Origin of the sequence: Gilliamella apicola (genome assembly GCF_000599985.1) — a bacterium.
Classification (GTDB): domain Bacteria; phylum Pseudomonadota; class Gammaproteobacteria; order Enterobacterales; family Orbaceae; genus Gilliamella; species Gilliamella apicola.
The window spans coordinates 1914443-1935260 of record NZ_CP007445.1 but is presented as its reverse complement, the minus strand read 5'-3'; the positions used below and the strand labels follow the sequence as shown (position 1 = coordinate 1935260).

15 protein-coding genes, 1 tRNA gene, 1 pseudogene and 1 riboswitch are annotated in these 20818 nt (G+C 33.5%); of the genes and pseudogenes, 13 read left to right on the top strand and 4 right to left on the bottom strand.

Annotated features, from left to right (window positions below):
- The first annotated feature begins 47 nt into the window (after positions 1-47).
- Positions 48-1280, top strand: a complete 1233-nt coding sequence (locus GAPWK_RS08715; protein ID WP_038517422.1) for a pyridoxal-phosphate-dependent aminotransferase family protein — start codon at positions 48-50, stop codon at positions 1278-1280.
- 633 nt (positions 1281-1913) lie between these two features.
- Here GAPWK_RS08715 and fabB read toward each other — a convergent pair.
- The gene (gene fabB, locus GAPWK_RS08710) at positions 1914-3125 is read right to left on the bottom strand and encodes a beta-ketoacyl-ACP synthase I (protein WP_025315848.1); all 1212 of its coding nucleotides are present in this window, start codon (positions 3123-3125) and stop codon (positions 1914-1916) included.
- Between the two features lie 293 nt (positions 3126-3418).
- On the opposite strand from fabB, the gene GAPWK_RS08705 reads away from it, so the two are divergent.
- The 3 genes and pseudogenes from GAPWK_RS08705 to GAPWK_RS14610 all read left to right on the top strand — a co-directional run.
- Entirely contained in the window at positions 3419-4684 is a 1266-nt protein-coding gene (locus GAPWK_RS08705; RefSeq protein WP_025315847.1) for a putative DNA modification/repair radical SAM protein, read from the top strand.
- A gap of 3 nt (positions 4685-4687) precedes the next feature.
- Positions 4688-5536, top strand: coding sequence for a TIGR03915 family putative DNA repair protein (locus tag GAPWK_RS08700; protein WP_025315846.1), 849 nt, complete (start codon positions 4688-4690; stop codon positions 5534-5536).
- Positions 5535-5642: pseudogene (locus GAPWK_RS14610) on the top strand (IS3 family transposase); the annotation flags it as partial. The gene GAPWK_RS08700 and the pseudogene GAPWK_RS14610, both read left to right, overlap by 2 nt.
- A gap of 70 nt (positions 5643-5712) precedes the next feature.
- Here GAPWK_RS14610 and GAPWK_RS08695 read toward each other — a convergent pair.
- Positions 5713-6471: an MlaA family lipoprotein gene (locus tag GAPWK_RS08695; RefSeq protein WP_025315845.1), complete on the bottom strand. Its 759-nt coding sequence runs from the start codon at positions 6469-6471 to the stop codon at positions 5713-5715.
- A gap of 126 nt (positions 6472-6597) precedes the next feature.
- Here GAPWK_RS08695 and GAPWK_RS08690 point away from each other — a divergent pair.
- The 8 genes from GAPWK_RS08690 to dinB all read left to right on the top strand — a co-directional run bounded on the left by GAPWK_RS08690 (position 6598) and on the right by dinB (position 16487).
- Positions 6598-6669, top strand: a tRNA-Arg gene (locus tag GAPWK_RS08690).
- Positions 6670-8714: 2045 nt separating this feature from the next.
- Positions 8715-9530, top strand: a complete 816-nt coding sequence (locus GAPWK_RS08680; RefSeq protein ID WP_025315844.1) for a DUF6708 domain-containing protein — start codon at positions 8715-8717, stop codon at positions 9528-9530.
- Between the two features lie 42 nt (positions 9531-9572).
- On the top strand, positions 9573-9782 hold the full coding sequence (locus GAPWK_RS08675) for a hypothetical protein (RefSeq protein ID WP_025315843.1): 210 nt from the start codon (positions 9573-9575) through the stop codon (positions 9780-9782).
- 266 nt (positions 9783-10048) lie between these two features.
- Positions 10049-10156: riboswitch (TPP riboswitch) on the top strand.
- Between the two features lie 40 nt (positions 10157-10196).
- Positions 10197-11204 carry a thiamine ABC transporter substrate binding subunit gene (gene thiB / locus GAPWK_RS08670; RefSeq protein WP_025315842.1) on the top strand — a complete coding sequence of 336 codons (1008 nt, stop codon included), beginning with the start codon at positions 10197-10199 and terminating at the stop codon, positions 11202-11204.
- A gap of 33 nt (positions 11205-11237) precedes the next feature.
- On the top strand, positions 11238-12806 hold the full coding sequence (gene thiP / locus GAPWK_RS08665) for a thiamine/thiamine pyrophosphate ABC transporter permease (protein ID WP_025315841.1): 1569 nt from the start codon (positions 11238-11240) through the stop codon (positions 12804-12806).
- Positions 12793-13512 carry a thiamine ABC transporter ATP-binding protein ThiQ gene (gene thiQ / locus GAPWK_RS08660; protein ID WP_025315840.1) on the top strand — a complete coding sequence of 240 codons (720 nt, stop codon included), beginning with the start codon at positions 12793-12795 and terminating at the stop codon, positions 13510-13512. Before thiP ends, thiQ begins: the two co-directional genes overlap by 14 nt.
- Before the next feature lie 127 nt (positions 13513-13639).
- The gene (gene cptA / locus GAPWK_RS08655; RefSeq protein ID WP_038517418.1) at positions 13640-15346 is read left to right on the top strand and encodes a phosphoethanolamine transferase CptA; all 1707 of its coding nucleotides are present in this window, start codon (positions 13640-13642) and stop codon (positions 15344-15346) included.
- An 85-nt stretch (positions 15347-15431) separates the two neighbouring features.
- On the top strand, positions 15432-16487 hold the full coding sequence (dinB, locus tag GAPWK_RS08650) for a DNA polymerase IV (protein ID WP_025315838.1): 1056 nt from the start codon (positions 15432-15434) through the stop codon (positions 16485-16487).
- Between the two features lie 75 nt (positions 16488-16562).
- On the opposite strand, the gene GAPWK_RS08645 is transcribed toward dinB, so the two are convergent.
- Together GAPWK_RS08645 and GAPWK_RS08640 are read right to left on the bottom strand one after the other, a co-directional pair.
- Positions 16563-17999 carry a 6-phospho-beta-glucosidase gene (locus tag GAPWK_RS08645; protein ID WP_025315837.1) on the bottom strand — a complete coding sequence of 479 codons (1437 nt, stop codon included), beginning with the start codon at positions 17997-17999 and terminating at the stop codon, positions 16563-16565.
- A gap of 15 nt (positions 18000-18014) precedes the next feature.
- A complete protein-coding gene (locus GAPWK_RS08640; protein WP_025315836.1) occupies positions 18015-19907 on the bottom strand; it encodes a glucose PTS transporter subunit IIA in 1893 nt (630 codons plus the stop codon).
- Positions 19908-20082: 175 nt separating this feature from the next.
- On the opposite strand from GAPWK_RS08640, the gene GAPWK_RS08635 reads away from it, so the two are divergent.
- Positions 20083-20787: a GntR family transcriptional regulator gene (locus tag GAPWK_RS08635; protein WP_025315835.1), complete on the top strand. Its 705-nt coding sequence runs from the start codon at positions 20083-20085 to the stop codon at positions 20785-20787.
- Positions 20788-20818: the final 31 nt, after the last annotated feature.

Below are 20818 nucleotides of genomic sequence, written 5' to 3'. Positions count from 1 at the left end.
AACGTGATTGTTAACAAATAAACAAGAACTAACTAAAGGAAAATCAAATGTTAGATTTAGATAAATATGATCAAATTAATCCGCCAGCACGATTACTGATGGGACCGGGCCCAATTAATGCTGATCCACGTGTAACTCGAGCAATGGCTGCCCCTTTAATTGGCCAATTCGATCCTGTTATGACTGATTATATGAATCAAACGATGGCTCTTTACCGTGACATTTTCAAAACCAAAAATGAACAAACTTTTATTATTGACGGCACAGCTAGAGCAGGAATAGAAGCCGTTCTTGTGTCAACTATTCGCCCTGGTGATAAAGTGTTAGTGCCAATATTTGGTCGATTTGGTTTATTACTTTGTGAAATCGCTCACCGCTGCCGAGCCGATGTGCATACTATCGAAGTACCATGGGGTGAAATATTCGATCCTAATGTAATTGAAGATGCCATTAAAAAAATTAAGCCACGTTTGCTACTTTGTGTACAAGGTGACACTTCAACTACTTTACTTCAACCATTAGATAAAATTGGTGAAATTTGTCGTAGGCATGGTGTGCTGTCTTATGTAGATGCAACCGCTTCAATTGTCGGTAACGTTTTAGAAGTCGATAAATGGCAACTTGATGGGGTCTCTGTTAGTTTGCAAAAATGTTTGAGTGGACCTCCGGGTGTGGCTCCTTTAACGTTAAGTCCAAAAATGGTTGAAATCATCCAAGCACGCAAATGTGTTGAACTTGGTATTCGAGCTGAAGGCGATAGTAGTGGCAGTGATGAAATTATTTATTCCAACTATTTCGATATTGATATGATCATTCGTTACTGGGGAGCAGAACGCATTAACCATCACACCGAAGCTACCTCTATGCTTTATGCAGCTAGAGAGTGTGCTCGCATTGTATTACAAGAAGGTTTGGATAATGTTATAGAACGTCACCGCATTAATGGTGCGGCTATGGTGGCAGGTTTACAAGCGATGGGACTTAAACTATTTGGTGATATTAACCATAAAATGAATAATGTGGTTGGGGTGATACGTCCAGAACATATTAACGATCAAGAAGTACGTAACTTAATGCTTAATGATTTTGGCATTGAAATTGGTGCATCTTTTGGCCCTCTTAAAGGTAATGTTTGGCGTATTGGCACAATGGGTTATAACGCTAGAAAACAGTGTGTTTTACAAACATTAACCGCCTTTGAAGCGGTATTAAATCGTGTTGGCTTTAAAACCATTCAAGGCGCAGGATTACAAGCTGCTTGGGATATTTATCAAAAGTAAAATTGTATTATTAATAATAAATATTCATTTAAATCAGTTAACTCTACGTCCATTGCAATCAAAGCAGTGGATGTAACCATGGCTCAACACATAGTACAACATAAATCGTTATTGGTCGTAAAATTACATGGCAAAGCATATTGTTTTAGAACATCGAAAAGCCTAGAACGATTAGCATCAGTTTGTTGAGGATAATATTTTAATTACACCTAAGAAAATTATACGAGTATCTCGAAAAAAACAGCTACATTAAGTGATGATTAAAAACGATGGAAAGGTCGCTACACAATTTTTTATTTTTGTTGTCAGAATAGTTGTTCTCTTTTTTTCATAGAATGGTGATGAATGTATCACTACTATTTATTGGTCATGATTAGGGCATAGGAAAAACGGTAAAAGGACGATTATTTGCGCTTTCTTTATTGGTTATGTGCTATTTTAAATACAGGTAGTTATTTATCCAATAGATTTTATTCGCGAAAAGTGATGGATTAATTGGCAATTTGCTAGTCCATTTTTTCTATGCTTACAAGATTAATTTATTCATTAATTTGTATGATTATTTTGTCACCGTTTTGTGCAAAAACCGTTCTATTAAGAACGGTTTTTATTGATTGATAAAAATTTCAGCAATTAAGCTTTATATTTTTTCATTACAATTGAAGCATTGGTGCCACCAAAGCCAAAGCTATTTGACATAACTGTTGTCAATTCACGTTCGGTAGGTTCAGTAATAATATTCATGCCAACTGCTGCTTCGTCTAATTCATCTATATTAATACTTGGTGTAATAAAGCCATGCTCAAGCATTAATAATGAATAGATAAGTTCTTGCGCGCCTGTTGCACTTAATGAGTGACCTGTCATTGACTTAGTGGATGAGATTGCTGGAATATTGTCACCAAACACTTGTTTGATTGCCCATAACTCTTTTACATCACCAACTGGTGTCGATGTCCCATGAGTATTGATATAATCAACGGGCACATCTAAATCTTGAATAGCAAGTTGCATACAACGCATTGCTCCTTCGCCTGATGGAGCAACCATATCATAACCATCTGATGTAGCACCATAACCGACTAACTCACCGTAAATATGAGCGCCACGGGCTAATGCATGCTCTAACTCTTCAACAACAACCATACCCGCTCCGCCAGCAATAACAAACCCATCACGGTTAGCATCATAAGCTCGTGATGCTTTTTCTGGACAGTCGTTATATTTAGTTGACAGCGCACCCATTGCGTCAAATTCGCAAGACATCTCCCAACAAAGCTCTTCACCACCACCAGCAAAAACAATATCCTGTTTACCTAGTTGAATAAGTTCAGCTGCGTGACCAATACAATGCACAGACGTTGCACAAGCTGAGGTCATAGAATAGCTCACACCTTTAATTTTAAATGGTGTAGCTAAACAAGCTGAAATTGCCGATGACATTGATTTTGTTACAGCATAAGGACCAACACCACGTAATCCTTTTTCTTTCATACCTGCAACGACGTTATATTGAGTTTTAGTTGAACCACCGTAACCTGCAATTAAACCAGTACGTGGATTAGAGACTTGTTCTGGAGTTAATTTAGCGTCTTCAATAGCTTGTTGTAAAGCAAGATAACCATAAATAGAAGCATCATTCATAAAGCGAACTATTTTACGATCAATAAGACCTGTCGTATCTAATTTAACATTTCCGCAAACATGGCTACGCATTCCGCTATCTTTCATTTCTTGTGAAAAGGTAATACCACTACGGCCGATTCTTAAAGATTCTAAAACTTCTTTGGTATTATTTCCAATACTTGAAAGAATTCCTAACCCCGTTATAACAACGCGTTTCATAAAATATTTTGCTCCTAAATTATCTACTTCTAACAAAAAACTAGTGTGATTATAGCGTACACTTGTAAGCTCAACAATACCTGAGTAGTTTTTTTATCTTTTTTTTAAATTAATTTATTGATTATTAATATATTAATTGGGTTACTTCAACTTTAATCTGATTAAGAATCATCAAATTATTGATAGATTAATAACTTAAGTTTCCTAGGTTAATGCGATTAAATAGCAACATACTTGCAGAGTTTAATACAGTTAATGTATACTGTATATAAATACAGTATAGGTGGTGCCAAATGAATGAAAAAATAATTGCTAAGCTTGAGATATTAGCCGAATCGGCAAAGTATGATGTCTCGTGTTCATCAAGTGGATCTACTCGTCGCAATAAAAATAAAGGCATCGGTAATGCAAGCAAAAGTGGTATTTGCCACACATTTACTGCCGATGGGCGATGCGTGTCGTTACTTAAAATTATGTTAACTAATTACTGCATGTTTGATTGTGCTTATTGCATTAACCGACAAAGTAATGATATTCCTAGAGCTGGTTTTACTCCGCGCGAACTGGCTGATCTGACCATTGAATTTTATCGCCGTAACTATATCGAAGGATTATTTATAAGTTCGGGCATTGTGCGCAGCCCTGATCACACTATGGAACGCATGATCCGCGTAGTAAAAATTTTACGTACTGAGCATCATTTTAATGGCTATATTCATATGAAAGCGATCCCTGGTGCTAGTGATGAATTGATTAATCAAGCTGGATTATTGGTTGATAGAATGAGTGTTAACTTAGAAATTCCAACTGAGGAAAATCTTAAATTACTTGCGCCAGATAAAGATCATAAAAGTATCTATCAACCTATGCGCCAAATTCATCAAAATCTACTTGATAATATTGAAGATCGTAAAAAATTTAAATCTACGCCAAAATTTGTACCAGCAGGGCAGAGTACACAAATGATTATTGGTGCAACCGATGAATCGGACAAACAGATATTACAATTAACAGCCAAACTCTATAAGCGACCGAGTATGAAACGAGTCTATTATTCAGGATTTGTTCCAGTTAATGGTTATGATAAACGTTTGCCAGTTGTGCAAGATGTACCGCGTGTGCGTGAAAATAGGCTGTATCAAGCTGATTGGTTATTGCGATTTTATGACTTTAATGTTGATGAAATTGTTAATGATAGATATCCAGATCTTGATTTAACGGTTGATCCTAAACTTTCTTGGGCGATCCGCAACCCGCAGTTTTTTCCAGTTGATATTAATCGTGATAGTTATCAAAAAATATTACGGGTACCGGGTATTGGTGTTAAATCTGCCAAATTAATTGTTATGGCAAGGCGTCATCGTCGGTTAACATTTGAAGCACTTAAACGGATTGGTGTGGTATTAAAGCGCGCGCAATTTTTTATTATTTGTCATGATATGAAAAAATTTAAAATACTTGACTCATCTGCAGAATATATCAAGCTATCTTTGCAAGATACACCATTGTTAGAAGATAAAGCAATTTATCAACCACAACAACTCGTAATGGTGTGGTAAAGCATGTTAGCGTTTTATTACGAAAAAAGTTTTGAAGGAATACTATGTGCGGTATTTGATGCTTTTAAACTCAAAAAAATGCCAGAATGTTTATTAGCTACAGGACAGATAGAGCCACTACTTGTGACAGATAGGCATTATGTGGAATTTCGTGAATTTAAGTATGAACGGGTGCGAGTTGCATTACTTAAAAAATTGAGTAAAACTGCGTTACGACAATTAATGTATGTATGGTTATCTGAATTACCTGATAGTGACTTAATCATCTTTCGTTATATTTGCAAAGTATTTAAAGCCACGAAATCTATTGAAACTGATTTTGCCGATCCCGATGTATTAACCGTGCGCGAAATTGCTAAAAAAGTGAGTAATGAACGTCATCGTATATTAGAGTTTATTCGTTTTAATGCCATAAAAAATCCACTAAAAAAACCGTATGAGCAAGTATCAGATGATGATGAAAATGATGAAAGTGAAAAAATCTACTTTTCTATAATTGGGCCTATTTATAATGTGCTTCCTTTGGTATTAACTTTTTTTAAAGAACGATTTGCTGATCAAAAATGGGCAATATATGATGAAAAACGCCAATATGGTTATGTCTATGATTTAAATAACATAGAGCAAGTATCATTAATTGATAAAGATGATTTAATCATTAATAGTCAAGTTAATCAAAATTATCTAACTGAAGACGAGGCACTGTTTCAAACCATGTGGCTAAGGTATTGCAATGCAATAACCATAAAAGAACGTATAAACCCAAAATTGCAACGTCAACATATGCCAAGTCGGTTTTGGCGTTATCTTCCCGAAATGAAACTTGCCGTAAAAGAACACAATGGAATTTAAAAAAATAGAAGAATATATAGAATACTACAATACTAAACGGATTAAAGCCAAATTAAAAGGCCTGACTCCGGTTGAATATCGAAATCAGGCCTTACAAGTCGCTTAATAAAAGTGTCCAACTTTATGGGGTCACTTCAAAATCAAGGCGATATTATAAAAAATATAACTAATTATACTTATTGAGAATCTATATCATTAATTATGCTATTGATGCTTTCTTGACGTTGCTGTTGTTTTTGCTCGTCAACTTTACCACCAGATGCGTTAAAATCATTACGTTGGAAGTAAGCATTTCGCATAAAGTTATAAGGGTCATCACTATTTTTAAGTAAATCTTCATACTCAATTGCCACAGCGCGAGCTTCAATTCCATCAAATACGCCACGTACTAATGCCCATTCCCAATCTAACCAAACAAGTGGCGGATACAAGGTATCAACAATATCACCACCTTCTTGACGAAGTGTTGCAGAACCATAGAAAGGTAAGACAACATAAGGACCATAAGGTACATTATAATGACCTAATACATCACCAAAACTGCGTTTAGAACCTTTTTGTAATTGTGGATCGGCCATACCTGCTACATCAAATAAACCAGCAACACCAAAAACGGTATTTAAAAAGAATCGAGCTAAATGTTTACCCGCTTCATGACCTTCACCTTGTAGAACACTATTGACCATTGAGGCTGGTTCAGAAAGGTTGGATGAAAAATTAACAACCCCTTTACGTATTGGGGAGGGCACATAATCTTTCCAGACCACTGCTGCAGGTCGCAAAATGTATGGATCAAGCGCATAATAATTTACATTAAACATAGTTTTATTGAACCCAGATAATGGGTCACTATAGCTATTTGTTTCAGGCTGATAGGTTGCACAACTTGTCAGTGTTAAAACCGAAAACATCATACCTATTATTCTTTTTTTCATAATGTTACCGAATAAAAATGATAAAGTGTTGAATACAATGATTGTATCATGTTTGATCAAAATAGAAAATTTTTCATGATTTAAATAGCAATGTTTGTTTAAATTTATTAAAATGCTCGCCGATATGACCTCATAGTTAAATGGATATAACGAGCCCCTCCTAAGGGCTAGTTGCAGGTTCGATTCCTGCTGGGGTCAAAATCAATAAAATGTAACAAAAAGACTTTCGACGATTACCTTCTGATAAAATATAGTTTTATTCCATGTGGTTTTATTTCATGTAGTTTAATGGCGTGGGGCGAACTAAAACATTTAACAACAATATTATTACGGTACTTTCATATTAAATTACAATCAATATTAATTGTAAAATATATAGAAGCTGGAAAAGTTATAAATAAACAATAACAGCGCTACGTTTTTGAAAGTCTCTGTTTATACATTACACCTATTGAGATCTAAACAATTCATTGTTGCTTATCTTTTTTTGCTTTAATCTTTTTTATCTTCTGAAAACCATCTAATAGCATAATTTATAAATAGTGTTTTTATCTGTTTTTGGAAAAACACTATCTGCATAACATACCAACGCAATTATTTTTAAGATTATTCAATTTAAAAAAAGAGTTTTAAAAAAATTCAATACATGGATATAAATTGAATAAATTATTTTATAGCTTAAAAATGGTTGTTAAATGAATTTGTATTATTTAATGACAAACTGTAATCATTTATTAAATAGAGTAAATTGCTTAATCGTATTGAGAAAAAAAGAATAGTTTTAAAGTAATGCGATAGATATCATGAAATATCTATTTTCTAAGCTTTTTTGTTTTAATTTTCCAACTATCAGATGAATATGAATTTAAAAGCAAAATCGTTTATTGTTTTTTTATAAATTCTATTAAGGAATCAAATAAAAGGTTCTTGCTTTAATTGCTATATGGGTAATGTAATAATGGTTATCAAAACAGAATATATGGTTTATAAAAAATGGTTATGTAAAAAACTTTTGCTAAATGTGCAAAAGAACCTTGTTAGCTAATCATCATTGATAAGTGTAAATATTATGTAATATTGAATTAACATTAGATAGAAATTTTGTAAAAAAAATATCAATACAAATTAAATTTAGCTTTGTAAAGCAAATTATCAACTTGAATGAGTTATTGTTGACTTTGTCACACTTAAAAATGCAAATAATTATTGATTCATCATCATAATAATAAATCTAACTAAATGATATTTTAGAACATTGATTTTAATTTTATAATTAGTTTTGTAATGATATCACCAAGAGTGCATTTTATTTTAATTATTAATATTTAAAGTGTAGTTAAGAAAAATCATACAAACAGATAAAAATTATTGTAAAGTAACAAGTTGCTAGTAAATAAAATCAAAATAGAAACTTCAAAAAATTAAGAGGGTAAGAAAAAAAAATTCCCCCGATGATAAAACACCAGAGGATGTATGCAAGGGATGACGCATATAAGGAGAAAGTGTTTAAATGATAGAATTTTTAGAGATATTTTGTCAAATTTGATCTGATAAGAATTCGTTAAATAAATTTCAAAATATTGAAATCGATAGCTAAATGGTTAACATTCAATATACATATAATTTACAGAGCATTTAGGCGGTTATTTAGTTAAAAAATTGCCAGCAATTGTAAGTAATTCGAAAAGCAAAGCAAAAGTTTGATTAATAAATTGGATTTATTTAAACAATAAATGTGAATTTTATAAAAAATCCTATATTAGGTATTATTACTTGATGTAATTCTTTATATAAAATACATAAAATAAATCTTTAAAATTCAAATTTAATTAATTCTTTGCTAATGTTAAGGCAATAAAGTTTTTGATTGTGTTAAATTAATGATATTGGTTAATTATCTATCTAATTTAAATTTATAAAAATTTAAGTTGCTTAAAACAGAGTGTTTAATAACTGTTTTTTAGTTTGCGGTTTGTTAATAACTAATTAAGAGCATTTTTTGTTAATAATAAATTATTCTAATCGCCAAAAAATAAAACTAAAGAATTATTGAGAACAGTAATATAGTATTTTTAGTAATTATTATTTATAACAAAAGGATAACATGGATAGTTATTATGCGATCTGTTAAGAAGTTATCAAATCAATATCTACATTGATAAGACATATTGTAAAAAAATCACCATTGGTGATTAACCGAGACAGTAAAAAATCATGATGAATAACAAACAAGGAAAGTAATAATGCCATCAAAATACCGCCCTCAGCTCTTAGGTTGGTTAAGTGACCTAGATAAAAAACCTTATAGAATGTCAGAGCATGTTCATCAATTAATTTATGCCAATGATAACTACTGTGCCTTTATTCGTCTTGAGGATGATGTCCAATCCTCATGTAACTTTCATAATATTTTAACAACTATTCTGTCAAGTTTTATATTTTTTGTTATGGTTATTATGATGTTTGATTCTGGTTTAAGTAAAGAAACAATAGTTTGTATAGTTATTTTGATTATTGATTGTATTGCTTTATATTTAGTGATTCCTGAACTTTACAAGTATGTATTTTCGAGCATGGGTAATCCTATTATATTCAATCGTAAGACAGGTAAAGTGTATGTTAATGAAAATTATTTTTTTAACTTCAAAGTATTACACAACCCTAAAGTATTTTTACAACCCAAAAAACGTCGTATACAAGAGTATGATTGGAATGATATGCATGGTGTAGTTAACCATAATTTATTACGAGGTATGGCACCTGCAACGTTATTAATGGTATGTCAATCAGGTACAAATCAGGTTATTGATCATGTTATGTTAGATCCTCAGAACGCCGCTTCAGGCAGAATACTTATCTGGAATTGGGTCAATAGTTTTATGGTGTTTTATAAATCAATAGATATAGATAGCGGCAAATATAAAACAGATGAAGAGGCAAAATTCAAAACAGATATAATAGACGGTGAAGGCTGGCCAGAATGGATGGTAGAAGCTTTTAATGCTACATCACTCGAGGAGTTAGCTGCAATTAAACAAAAATATAATATTAAGCCATAATAGCCAACTTAACTGGGCTATCCCGCCCCGGAAACGGTCGACATGGAAAAGGAATTTTTTGAAGTTTTTATAAATAATAAATCCACATCCGATCCAGATTTTTATTTTGACACGACAACCGAAGAATATCGGCAAAAAGACCCGGATGGCGTTAAATGGGTCACCTTTTACCGCGAAGCGCCACCTATACTAGATTATATTACGGTGATTGATACCGAACTGAATGATAATTTTGAAGATAAAAGTAAATAATAACGTCTTGTTACTTATATTAATTCTATTATAAATTCAATTAAATATAAATGAAATGATATAGACTCCTGAATATTTTTTACAAAAATCACTATTTATATATTTAAACATAGCGATTTTTTAAAGTTTTATAATAATCTTTTGATATAATTTAAATTTAACTAAAGATAATAAATTTTTTGATGATTTTTTATTTGAAAATGATGCTTAGAAAAAACTCACCACTTTCTTTATTTACAATTTTCCATCTAACTACTAAACTAATGTCGTTCTCAACGGGGTGCCTTATGGGCTGAGAGTGTTAGGTTTACTAATGCAACTCGTCGAACCTGAACTGGGTCATGCCAGCGGAGGGATTTGAGTTATCGTGTCTGCTCAAACCTTTTGTCTTTTATTCGCTTTTTTGGAGGCAAAATGTTTTGTAATAAATTTTTACTGTCTTTTTTATTCTTTGTATTCTGTGTAGCAACTTCAGCTAATGCTAATATTCATGAAAAACCTACTCTGACGATTTATACTTACAGCTCTTTTATTTCAGAATGGGGGCCAGGTGAAGCAATTAAACAGGGCTTTGAAGCGCAATGTGATTGCCAACTTGATATTGTAACGTTAGGTGATGGTGTGTCGATTTTAAATCGTCTTCGCCTTGAGGGTAACAAAACCAATGCTGATGTTATTTTAGGTTTAGACAATAATCTTTTAGGTCAAGCTAAACAGGCTAATATCATGGCACCTCATCAAATAACCAAACCTAACAATCTTAATACCGATTGGTGGGATGATGAATTTATGCCGTATGATTTCGGTTATTTTGCTTTTATCTATAATAAAGAAAAAATAGATAATCCTCCTCACTCATTGCATGAATTAGTTGACAATAAAGCCAATTGGAAAATTATTTATCAAGATCCTAGAACCAGTACTCCAGGATTAGGATTACTATTTTGGGTAAAAAATATTTATGGTAAGGATGCGATTTCTGCATGGCAAAAAATTGCTAAAAATACCGTAACGGTTACTAAAGGTTGGAGTGAAGCATACGGTATGTTTTTAAAAGGTGAAGCTGATTTTGTGCTTAGTTACAGCACTTCGCCAGTTGCACATATAATTAATGATCAAGATTATCGTTATAATGCCGCTATTTTTGATGAGGGGCATTATCGTCAAGTTGAAATAGCAGGTATCACCAAATATAGTCAACAACCACAATTAGCACGTCGCTTTTTACAATATCTATTAACACCAGAGGTACAACGCCAATTTGCTGAAAAAAATGTTATGTATCCTATTATAAATACGCCATTACCTGCTGCGTTTGATCAGATTAATAAAGTCAGTAAAGCGCTTGAATTTGATGCAGATAAAGTGGTTTATAATCAAAAAGCTTGGATACGTGAATGGCAATCAGCCATTAGTCAGTAATTAAAGAGATTGTTAATTTTTTTATAAAAAGCAATGTTGAATTTTAAAACGTTACTGCCGGGTATCAGCGCTGCTAGTTTGATAATAGCAGTTTTAGGAACTGCATTGTTTGCGCTTTGCTATACAGCCATAAAGTCCGATAATTTAACGCTCTATGTTGATAATTATTTATTGCACATTATTTGGATCACTTTCTTGCAAGCGATATTATCGACGTTTTTGTCGATATTTTTGGCCGTTGCTATGGCTAAAGCATTATCTATGATCAATTTTTTTGGAAAAAGCTTTCTGATACGGATTATGCCTGTAACGTTTATACTTCCAACATTGGTTGTTGTAACCGGGTTATTATTTGTTTATGGTCAACAGGGTTTATTCGCTACTTGTTTTGCCTATTTAGGTTTATCTTTTTCAACTTCAATTTATGGACTAGTTGGAATTTTATTGGCTCATGTGTTTTTGAATTTTCCTTATGCGAGTGGTCTTTTTTATCAAACGTTAAATAGTGTTCCTGTTGAGCAAAAGCAACTGGCAGCACAGCTCAATTTTTCTCATTTTACTTATTTTAAACTAGTAGAATGGCCATTATTGCGTCGGCAACTTTTACCTATGTCAGGACTGATCTTTATGCTTTGCTTTACCAGTTTTGCCATTGTTTTAGCATTGGGTGGAGGACCAAAATATACCACTATTGAAGTAGCTATTTACCAATCGATTCGCGATTTTGATTTGATGCAAGCCGTCATGTTAGCAATCATACAGCTTATTTGCTGTATGAGTTTTGTTTGGGTACTACGAAAAATAAATCATTACCACAATCTTAGTGCGCAGTATATTCGCTACCAATATCGTTTACCAAATACGGTGACTATTAGTTTGGTTAGTGCTGTTATTGTGATTTTGGGCGCAATGTATATTTTGTTGCCAATGGTTACGTTATTGATTGAAGGTATTGGTTATTTTCATTGGTCGCAGTTAAATTGGGCTTTTCAGCAAGCTGTTATCTATTCATTAATAATTGCCTTTGGTTCAGCTATGGTGGCTATATTACTTGCTTTATTAATACTTTGGACTAATAGCCGTCTATTGATTAGCAATCAGCAACAATGGAGCAATCGTTTAATGTTAGTGGGTTCATTAATATTAACTATTCCAAGCATGGTACTTGCATCAGGATTGTTTATTTTGTTATTTCAATATGCTGATAATGCAGTGTTTGTTTGTGGGTTAATGATGCTTTGTAATGGTCTAATGGCCTTACCATTTATTTTAAAAAATCTTGAAGTACCAATGTTTGATGTTACATCACGGTATTGGCAATTATGTCAATCTTTAAACATTGCAGGTATAAGGCATTTTTATCTAATTGAATATAAATCATTAAAAAAACTTCTTACGTTGAGCTTAGTCTTTTCGGCATTATTGTCAATGGGTGATTTTGGTATTATTGCGTTGTTTGGCGGGCAAGCCGTTACCACATTACCTTATTATTTGTATCAACAAATAGCGCATTATCATTATCAAGAGAGCGCCGTGACGGCTGCATTTTTGTTAATCTTATCTTTTAGTTTATTAATTGTGATGGATTATGATCGAACTTAATCAAATTAATTATCAATATGATGATTTTAAGATGCATTTTAATATGCAAATTGCTGCCCAAGAAAAAGTGGTCATTGTGGGGCCGAGTGGTGCGGGTAAAAGTACTTTATTAAGCTTGATCGCAGGATTTATTTTTCCAAGTTCTGGGCAAATCATCCTTAATAATCAAAATATGACTCAAACTTTACCGGGTAAGCGCCCAGTTTCGATGTTGTTTCAAAACAATAATTTATTCGATCATCTAACCGTTGAGCAAAATATTGCTTTAGGCATTAAACCGTCATTAAAACTAACGACTTTTGAGAAGCAAAATATCGCCGATATGTTGGCTAAAGTTGGTTTATCGGGCTTTAATGAACGCTATCCCAATCAACTTTCAGGTGGACAGCGTCAACGGGTTGCTTTGGCTCGCTGTTTAATTCAACATCGTCCGATTTTATTATTGGATGAACCATTTTCGGCATTAGACCAAGCTTTACGGTTTGAAATGTTAGCACTGGTTAATCATATCTGTGATGAATTTGATTTAACGTTACTTATGGTTTCGCATTATCTAGACGAGTCTTTAGATAACTTTTCACGCTGTTTAGTTGTTGATAATGGAAATATCATCTTTAACAATCCTCCTTGGCAACTTCATGAACCAGAAAATAAGATTATTGCTCAATTATTAGGTTTACCATTAAATAAAAACGATTTTATCTAAAAGATAAAATTGAGCGATTAATCTGCTAATTCACATTCAAATATAAAATTATTATTACTTAAGGTTTTATTAATCTAGTTTGTGTAATTTATACACATCTATAACCTATGATATCGAATAAATCTTCATGACAAATGTAAAAGAAAACAGAAAGTTTAGTTGGTCGGCGCTTATCTTTGTTATTTTATTTTTTACTTATTTTTCAATTGGGTTACAACTTTATATCTTTATTTCTGGACACGCCAATGCGATAGGCTTACGTGATTCAATCATTTATAGTTTAATTTGGCTGATCCCAGTTTTAATATTTCCGAATCAGACTCGAAAAATTGTCACTGTCTATGGTTTGATTGTGGGAAGCCTGTCATTGATTTCAATAAGTTATTTTATAATTTATCGTCAGGAATTTTCTCAAAGTGTATTTTTTGTCATGGCTGAGTCGAATTTGACTGAATCAAATGAGTTTATTCAACAGTATTTCAGTTTTAAATTAATGGCTTTAGTTGTTATTTATTGTTTGATTGGTATTTATCTGTGGCGCAAAGTAAGTCCAGTTTATGTTAAAAACACAACCAAATGGGTTGCGTCATTATTAATTGCCATTTATGCGATTATGCCACTGTTTATTAGTGTCACAATCAAAAAATCATCCTTGCAAAAAGCAACAACACATCTATTAACTCGAATGGAAACGACTATACCTTGGCAACTGATTAATAGTTATATCGCTTATCGCTCTCAACTTTCTAATATGGAAGATATAATGCATCATTTGAATGCTTTGCCTCCAGTTGAAAATTTAAAAGATACCAATGGTAATATCCCCAGAACACTGGTGTTAATTATAGGTGAATCAACTACCCGTAATCGAATGAGTATTTATGGATATTCACGTAATACAACGCCACAAATCGAGCAATTTAAAAAGGATAATCCTGAATTTATCGTGTTTAATGATGTTGTGTCATCAAGGCCTTATACCATAGAGGTTTTACAACAAGCTTTAACTTTTGCAGATGAACAACATCCTGACCTTTACCTTACTCAACCTTCGCTAATTCATTTAATGAAACAGGCGGGATATAAAACTTATTGGATAACTAATCAGCAAACGATGACTGAGCGAAATACTATGCTAACGATGTTTTCTAAGCAAGCAGATGAACAGTTTTATATGAATAACGATCGTAATCAAAGTTCAAGGCAATATGATGAATCAGTCTTTGAACCGTTTATGAAAGTGCTTGCTGAACCAGAAGAAAAGAAATTTATCATTATTCATCTGCTCGGTACACATATGAAATATGAGTTTCGTTATCCAAAAGATGGGGAACATGATCGATTTAAAGATAATGCAAGTATCCCATTTAACATTCAAGATGAAGACGTGGATGAATATAATTCTTATGATAATGCAATAAGTTATAATGATTTTGTGACAACCACGTTATTCAATCTATTTAAAAACAGTCATGCAAATGGTTTTATGTTATATTTTTCCGATCATGGCGAAGATGTTTATGAAACTCCACCACATGATATTTTAGGGCGTAATGAAAAGGCGCCAACACGTACCATGTATACTGTGCCATTTATGTTATGGCAATCACCACGTTGGATTGCATCTCACCCTAACCATTATCAAGCATATGTAAATCGAAAATTTAGTACTCAGGATTTGATTCATACTTGGTCTGATTTAGCTGGACTGAGTTATAACTTATATGTGCCAGAAAAAAGTTTGGTAAATCCCAATTATTATGAGGGAAAACGCTGGATTGGTGATCCTTACAATAAAAATGGCTTGGTTGATTTTGATAAATTAAAAAAGTAACACCCAAGACTGTTTACACTAGCATTTAAGGTATGTTATTGTATATTTATACAGTTATGTTTTAAATGCAGTGAAACAGTTATCTATGCGAAAAATTATTCATGTTGATATGGATTGTTTTTATGCCGCAGTTGAAATGAGGGATAACCCGCGTTATCGTAATTTACCGATAGCAGTAGGGGGTGACCCTCGCAAACGCGGTGTTGTTGCTACTGCAAATTATTTAGCTCGTCAATATGGCGTACATAGTGCGATGTCTATGTCACAAGCATTAAAATTATGCCCAAATCTTAAAGTCATCCCAAGTCGTCACGCTGTTTATAAAGAAGTTTCTAATCAAATTCATCAAATATTTCAGCGCTATACTAAAGCCATTGAAACTTTGTCATTGGATGAAGCTTATTTAGATGTAACCGATTGTAAACTTTGTCATGGTTCTGCCACTTTAATTGCTCAAGATATCCGCCAGGCGATATATAAAGAACTCGAATTGACCGCTTCAGCTGGCGTAGCTCCACTTAAATTTTTAGCTAAAATAGCTTCGGATATGAATAAACCTAATGGGCAATATGTAATCACTCCTGATGCTGTTGCAAGCTTTATTGCTCAATTACCGCTTAAAAAAATTCCTGGTGTGGGTAAAGTAACCGAAAAAAAATTAACTGAATTAGGGCTAATTACCTGTAAGGATGTTGTTAATTATGATGTAAGTAAATTACTTAACCAATTTGGTAAATTCGGTCGAGTCTTATATGAAAGATGTCAAGGCATTGATGACCGTGAGGTCTGCAATGATAGACAACGTAAATCGGTAGGGGTAGAGCGCACGTTAGTTAACGACATTCACTCTTGGGATGAGTGTTTATTACAGTTTGATCCATTATTTGAAGAGCTCAAAATTCGGTTGAGTAAAGTTCGTTCTGATTTGTCGATTGCTCGGCAAGGAGTTAAGTTTAAATTTGATGATTTCCAGCTTACTACGCAAGAACATATTTGGTCTAAACTTGATAAGCAGGATTTGATTGAACAAGCCTACAAAGTTTGGCAAGAACGTCGAAATGGTCGTGGTGTGCGTTTAATTGGTTTTCATGTTACTTTAATTGATCCCCAGCTTGATAAGCAGTTGCCCTTTAATTTTTAATCATTTTTATAGATAAAAAAGAGGATGCGTGCAATGCCACAGCATCCTCTCCAAATTACAATTTGCGTGTTTGCGTTATTTTAAATTAGCACCGTTACTGTCAATGACTTGCTTATACCAATCAAATGAATCTTTCTTATAACGTTTCATGGTTCCGTTACCTTCATTATCACGGTCTACATAAATCACACCATAACGTTTTTTCATTTCACCAGTTGTAAAGGATACTACATCAATAATACCCCATGCGGTATAACCTATGATATCAACCCCATCATAATCTATAGCTTTTAACATTGCTTTAATGTGTGCGCCAAGATATTCGATACGTGGTTTATCATGAACTTTATTACCGTTTTCTAATTCATCTATAGCGCCAAAACCATTTTCCACAATAAATAGTGGTAATTGATAGCGATCATATAAACGATTAAGGGTATAACGTAAGCCTTCAGGATCAATTGGCCAGCCCCAATCACTACTTTTTATGTATGGATTTTCAACGGCATTAGGTAAAGCACCATTGACGATGTTGTCACGATTATCATTTTTAGCATCAGCTTTAACAACAGTTGACATGTAATAACTAAAGCCGATGTAATCAACGGTACCTTGTTTTAAAATTGCTAAATCTTCATCGGTGATATCAAGCTTATAACCTTCTCGTTCAAACTCTTTTAAGGCATAAGATGGATAATAACCGCGAACATGCACATCAGGGAAGAAGAAGCGTTGATGCATAGCAATTTCAGATGCCATCATATCTTCTGGATTACAAGAATATGGATAAATCGGCACATGAGAAATCATACAACCAATTTCAAAGTTAGGATTGATTTTTTTACCAGCAATTACCGCTTTGGCACTGGCTAATAGTTCGTAATGTGCCACTTGATAAAGTACTTCTTGTGGATTTTCGCCCGGTTGAACCTGCACACCTGAATTAGTCCAGAAAAAGATCGGATTACTGGTATCCATTTGGTTATTAATTTCGTTAAACGTCATCCAATACTTCACTTTGTTTTTATAACGTTCAAAACACGCTGTTGCAAAACGTTCAAAAAATTCAACTGTTTTACGGTTTCTAAAGCCACCGTAATGACGAGCAATGTGTAATGGCATCTCAAAATGGGATAAAGTAATAACCGGTTCAATACCATTGGCAATTAACTCATCGAACACGTTGTCATAAAAACGTAGACCTTCTTCATTTGGCTCTAATTCATCACCTTTTGGAAAAATACGAGTCCAAGCAATGGATGTACGTAAGCATTTTAAACCTAATTCAGCAAACAGCTTTATGTCTTCTTTATAATGATGATAAAAATCGATGGCAGTTTGGTTTGGATAAAATTTATCTGCTTCAATTTCTTGAGTAATTTGTCTTGCAACGCCATGCGCGCCCGCTGTCATAACATCAACTACGCTCGGCCCTTTTCCGCCTTCATTCCAACCGCCTTCGAATTGATGAGCGGCTAATGCACCGCCCCATAAAAATGGTTTTTTAGTCATTTTTTTGGTTCCTTGTTATTGCTTTATTTCAAAAATGTTATCATCAAGATTTACTTCAGTTTTTTCTGTTAATGTAATTACTTGGTATTGATCAGTATTTACAATAATAATTGGAGTAATTAATGGGTAACCTGCTTGTTTAATTGCTTGAGGATCAAAGCTAATCAGTCGATCACCTTTTTTCACTTTTTGATTCAACTTAACGTGGTATTGAAATTCATTGTTGGTTAAATTAACTGTATCAATACCTACGTGAATTAATAATTCAACACCATTATCTAAAACTAAACCAATAGCGTGTTTTGATGCTTCAAACACAGCGGTTACTTCGCCATCATAAGGAGCATAAACGTTATTATCAGTTGGTTCAATGGCAATACCTTCACCCATAAGTTTTTGCGAAAAAGCAGGGTCAGGTACTTCACTTAATGGTAATGCTTTACCGATCATCGGGCTAGTCACATCGATCTCACCAATTACAATTTTAGGTGTATCGTTTTCTATATTAGATGCTTCATTCTCTGTAGTAGCATTACTTTGTTGAGTTTCATTTGTGCCAAAAATTTGGATAAGAATAACCGGCCCAAATAACGCAATTGCTGAACCAATTAAGACACCGATAAATGATCCAGGATGGTCTGCACTAATCGCATTGACAATAGTCAAAGGACCCGGTAATGCTGCATAGGTATAATAATAAGGTGTGAAAAATCCTGCTGCAATGCCGCCAAGTGCACCACAAATACAACCATAAATAAATGGTCTTTTGAAGCGTAAGTTTACACCATAGATAGCGGGCTCAGTGATACCAAATAGACCTGTAACAAAAGCCGATAAAGATACCCCTTTCATGTCCTTGCTTCGAGTTTTTATATAAAAACCTAATGCGGCGCCAACTTGACCAATAACTGCGATGGTTTGATAAGCTTGGAAAGAGTCTTGTCCATATTGATTGATATTCTCAATAATGACTGGCGTAATCCCCCAATGCACACCAAAAATAACAAATACCTGCCAAACCGCACCGATCATTCCACCTGCTATTGATGGTGCAAGATTAACAATCCAGTTATATCCGCTAGCAATATAGTGTGCAGCACCAGCAGTAATCGGCCCAATAGCCACTAAAGTTAATGGAACCATAATCACTAAGCAGATTAATGGCATTACTAATGGTTTAATGATGCTATGTAAACGAGGCTCTAAAAAACGCTCTAAATAAGAAAGTAACCAAACTAAAAACAGAGGCGGTAAGACCGTTGATGTGTAGGTCGTTTCAGACAATGCTAAGCCAAATAGATTAATTTCTTGACCTGCTTTTATCATCGCAGCAAGCTCTGCCCAAGTCGGTGAAAGTAAGGCAGCACAACAAGCTACCGCAATATAAATGTTGCATCGAAAATGTTGAGATGCGGTAATGGCAATAAAAATAGGTAAAAAAGCAAACGGTGCCCAAGAAATAAAGTTAAAAACTTGACAAGTACCGGTGGCTTCAAATTCAGGGAAGGCTAACTTAATTAAAATCAAGATCCCTTGTAAAATTCCCGATGCAGCTAGTACATATACAAATGGTGCAAATACAGCTGACATAGTTGCAATAACACGATTTAAAATACCGCTTTGTGCATTTTTGGCAATCTTGTTATCGGTATTGATAAGTTGAATAAAAGCATTATAAACTTTTTCAACATTTGTACCGATAACGATCTGTATTTGACCGCCTTTTTCAACAACAGTAATCACACCTGGCATTTTGGCTATAGCTTCCTTGGCTTGGTCAGGTGTTTTTTGCGTTACAATACGCAAACGGGTAGTACAACGAGCGACAGTTACAATATTATTTTCACCACCCAATTCATTTAATATATCAACGGCTAATTTATTATAATCTCTAATTTTAGATGACATTCATTTAACTCCTTTCATCAGTTTAGAAAGCTTATATTATCCCTAAATAAAAAATTGTTAATGACCAATTTTATTGTTTGTGATCCAGATCTCGTTTTAAAACGATTTTTATTTATTAATTTAACTGTGGGTATACAATAAAACCTATTTATCGCAATAATAATAAAGAGTACGAATGCTAAAATACCGAGATGTGGCAAAGAAAATTCAGCAAGCAATTTATCAACAAAATTTGCCTAAAGATACCCAACTGCCTAATATCGAAGGTTTAATTAATCAATATCAAGTTAGTCGAACAACCATTATTAAAGCACTAAACTGCTTAGAAAGGCACGGCGTCATATATCAAGTCCAAGGTAGTGGTATTTTTGTTCGACAACTGCAAAAACGAGGTTATCTGAATTTTTTGGAAAGTCATGGTTTTAGTGTTGATTTAAACAATTCACCAAATTCTTCACAAGTGTTTAATGTTGATATCGTTCAACCGAGTTCGCAAGTCAAACAAAATCTACAATGTGAAGATGGAGAAGAGATCTATTTTATTAAACGGTTACGTAAGTTCGAAGATAAAATTTATGCACTTGAAAGATCTTACTATCGAAAAAAAATGGTGGGTTATTTAAACAAAGAGATTGCCGAACACTCCATATTTAGTTACATAAAAGATATATTAAAAATTAATATCGGTTTTTCTGACAAATATTTTAAAGCGATTAAATTAGACGAGCAGACCGCGAACTATTTAGGATTAAGTGCAGGCGACCCTGCTCTATGTGTTGAAGAAATTTTTTACACCAGTGCTGGCGAACCATTTGATTTTTCAACCATCATATATCATTACGACAATGCTAAGTTTTATGTGCAAAGTAATTCAAAATAACTAAACATTAAGTATTTAATTTAAAAAGAGA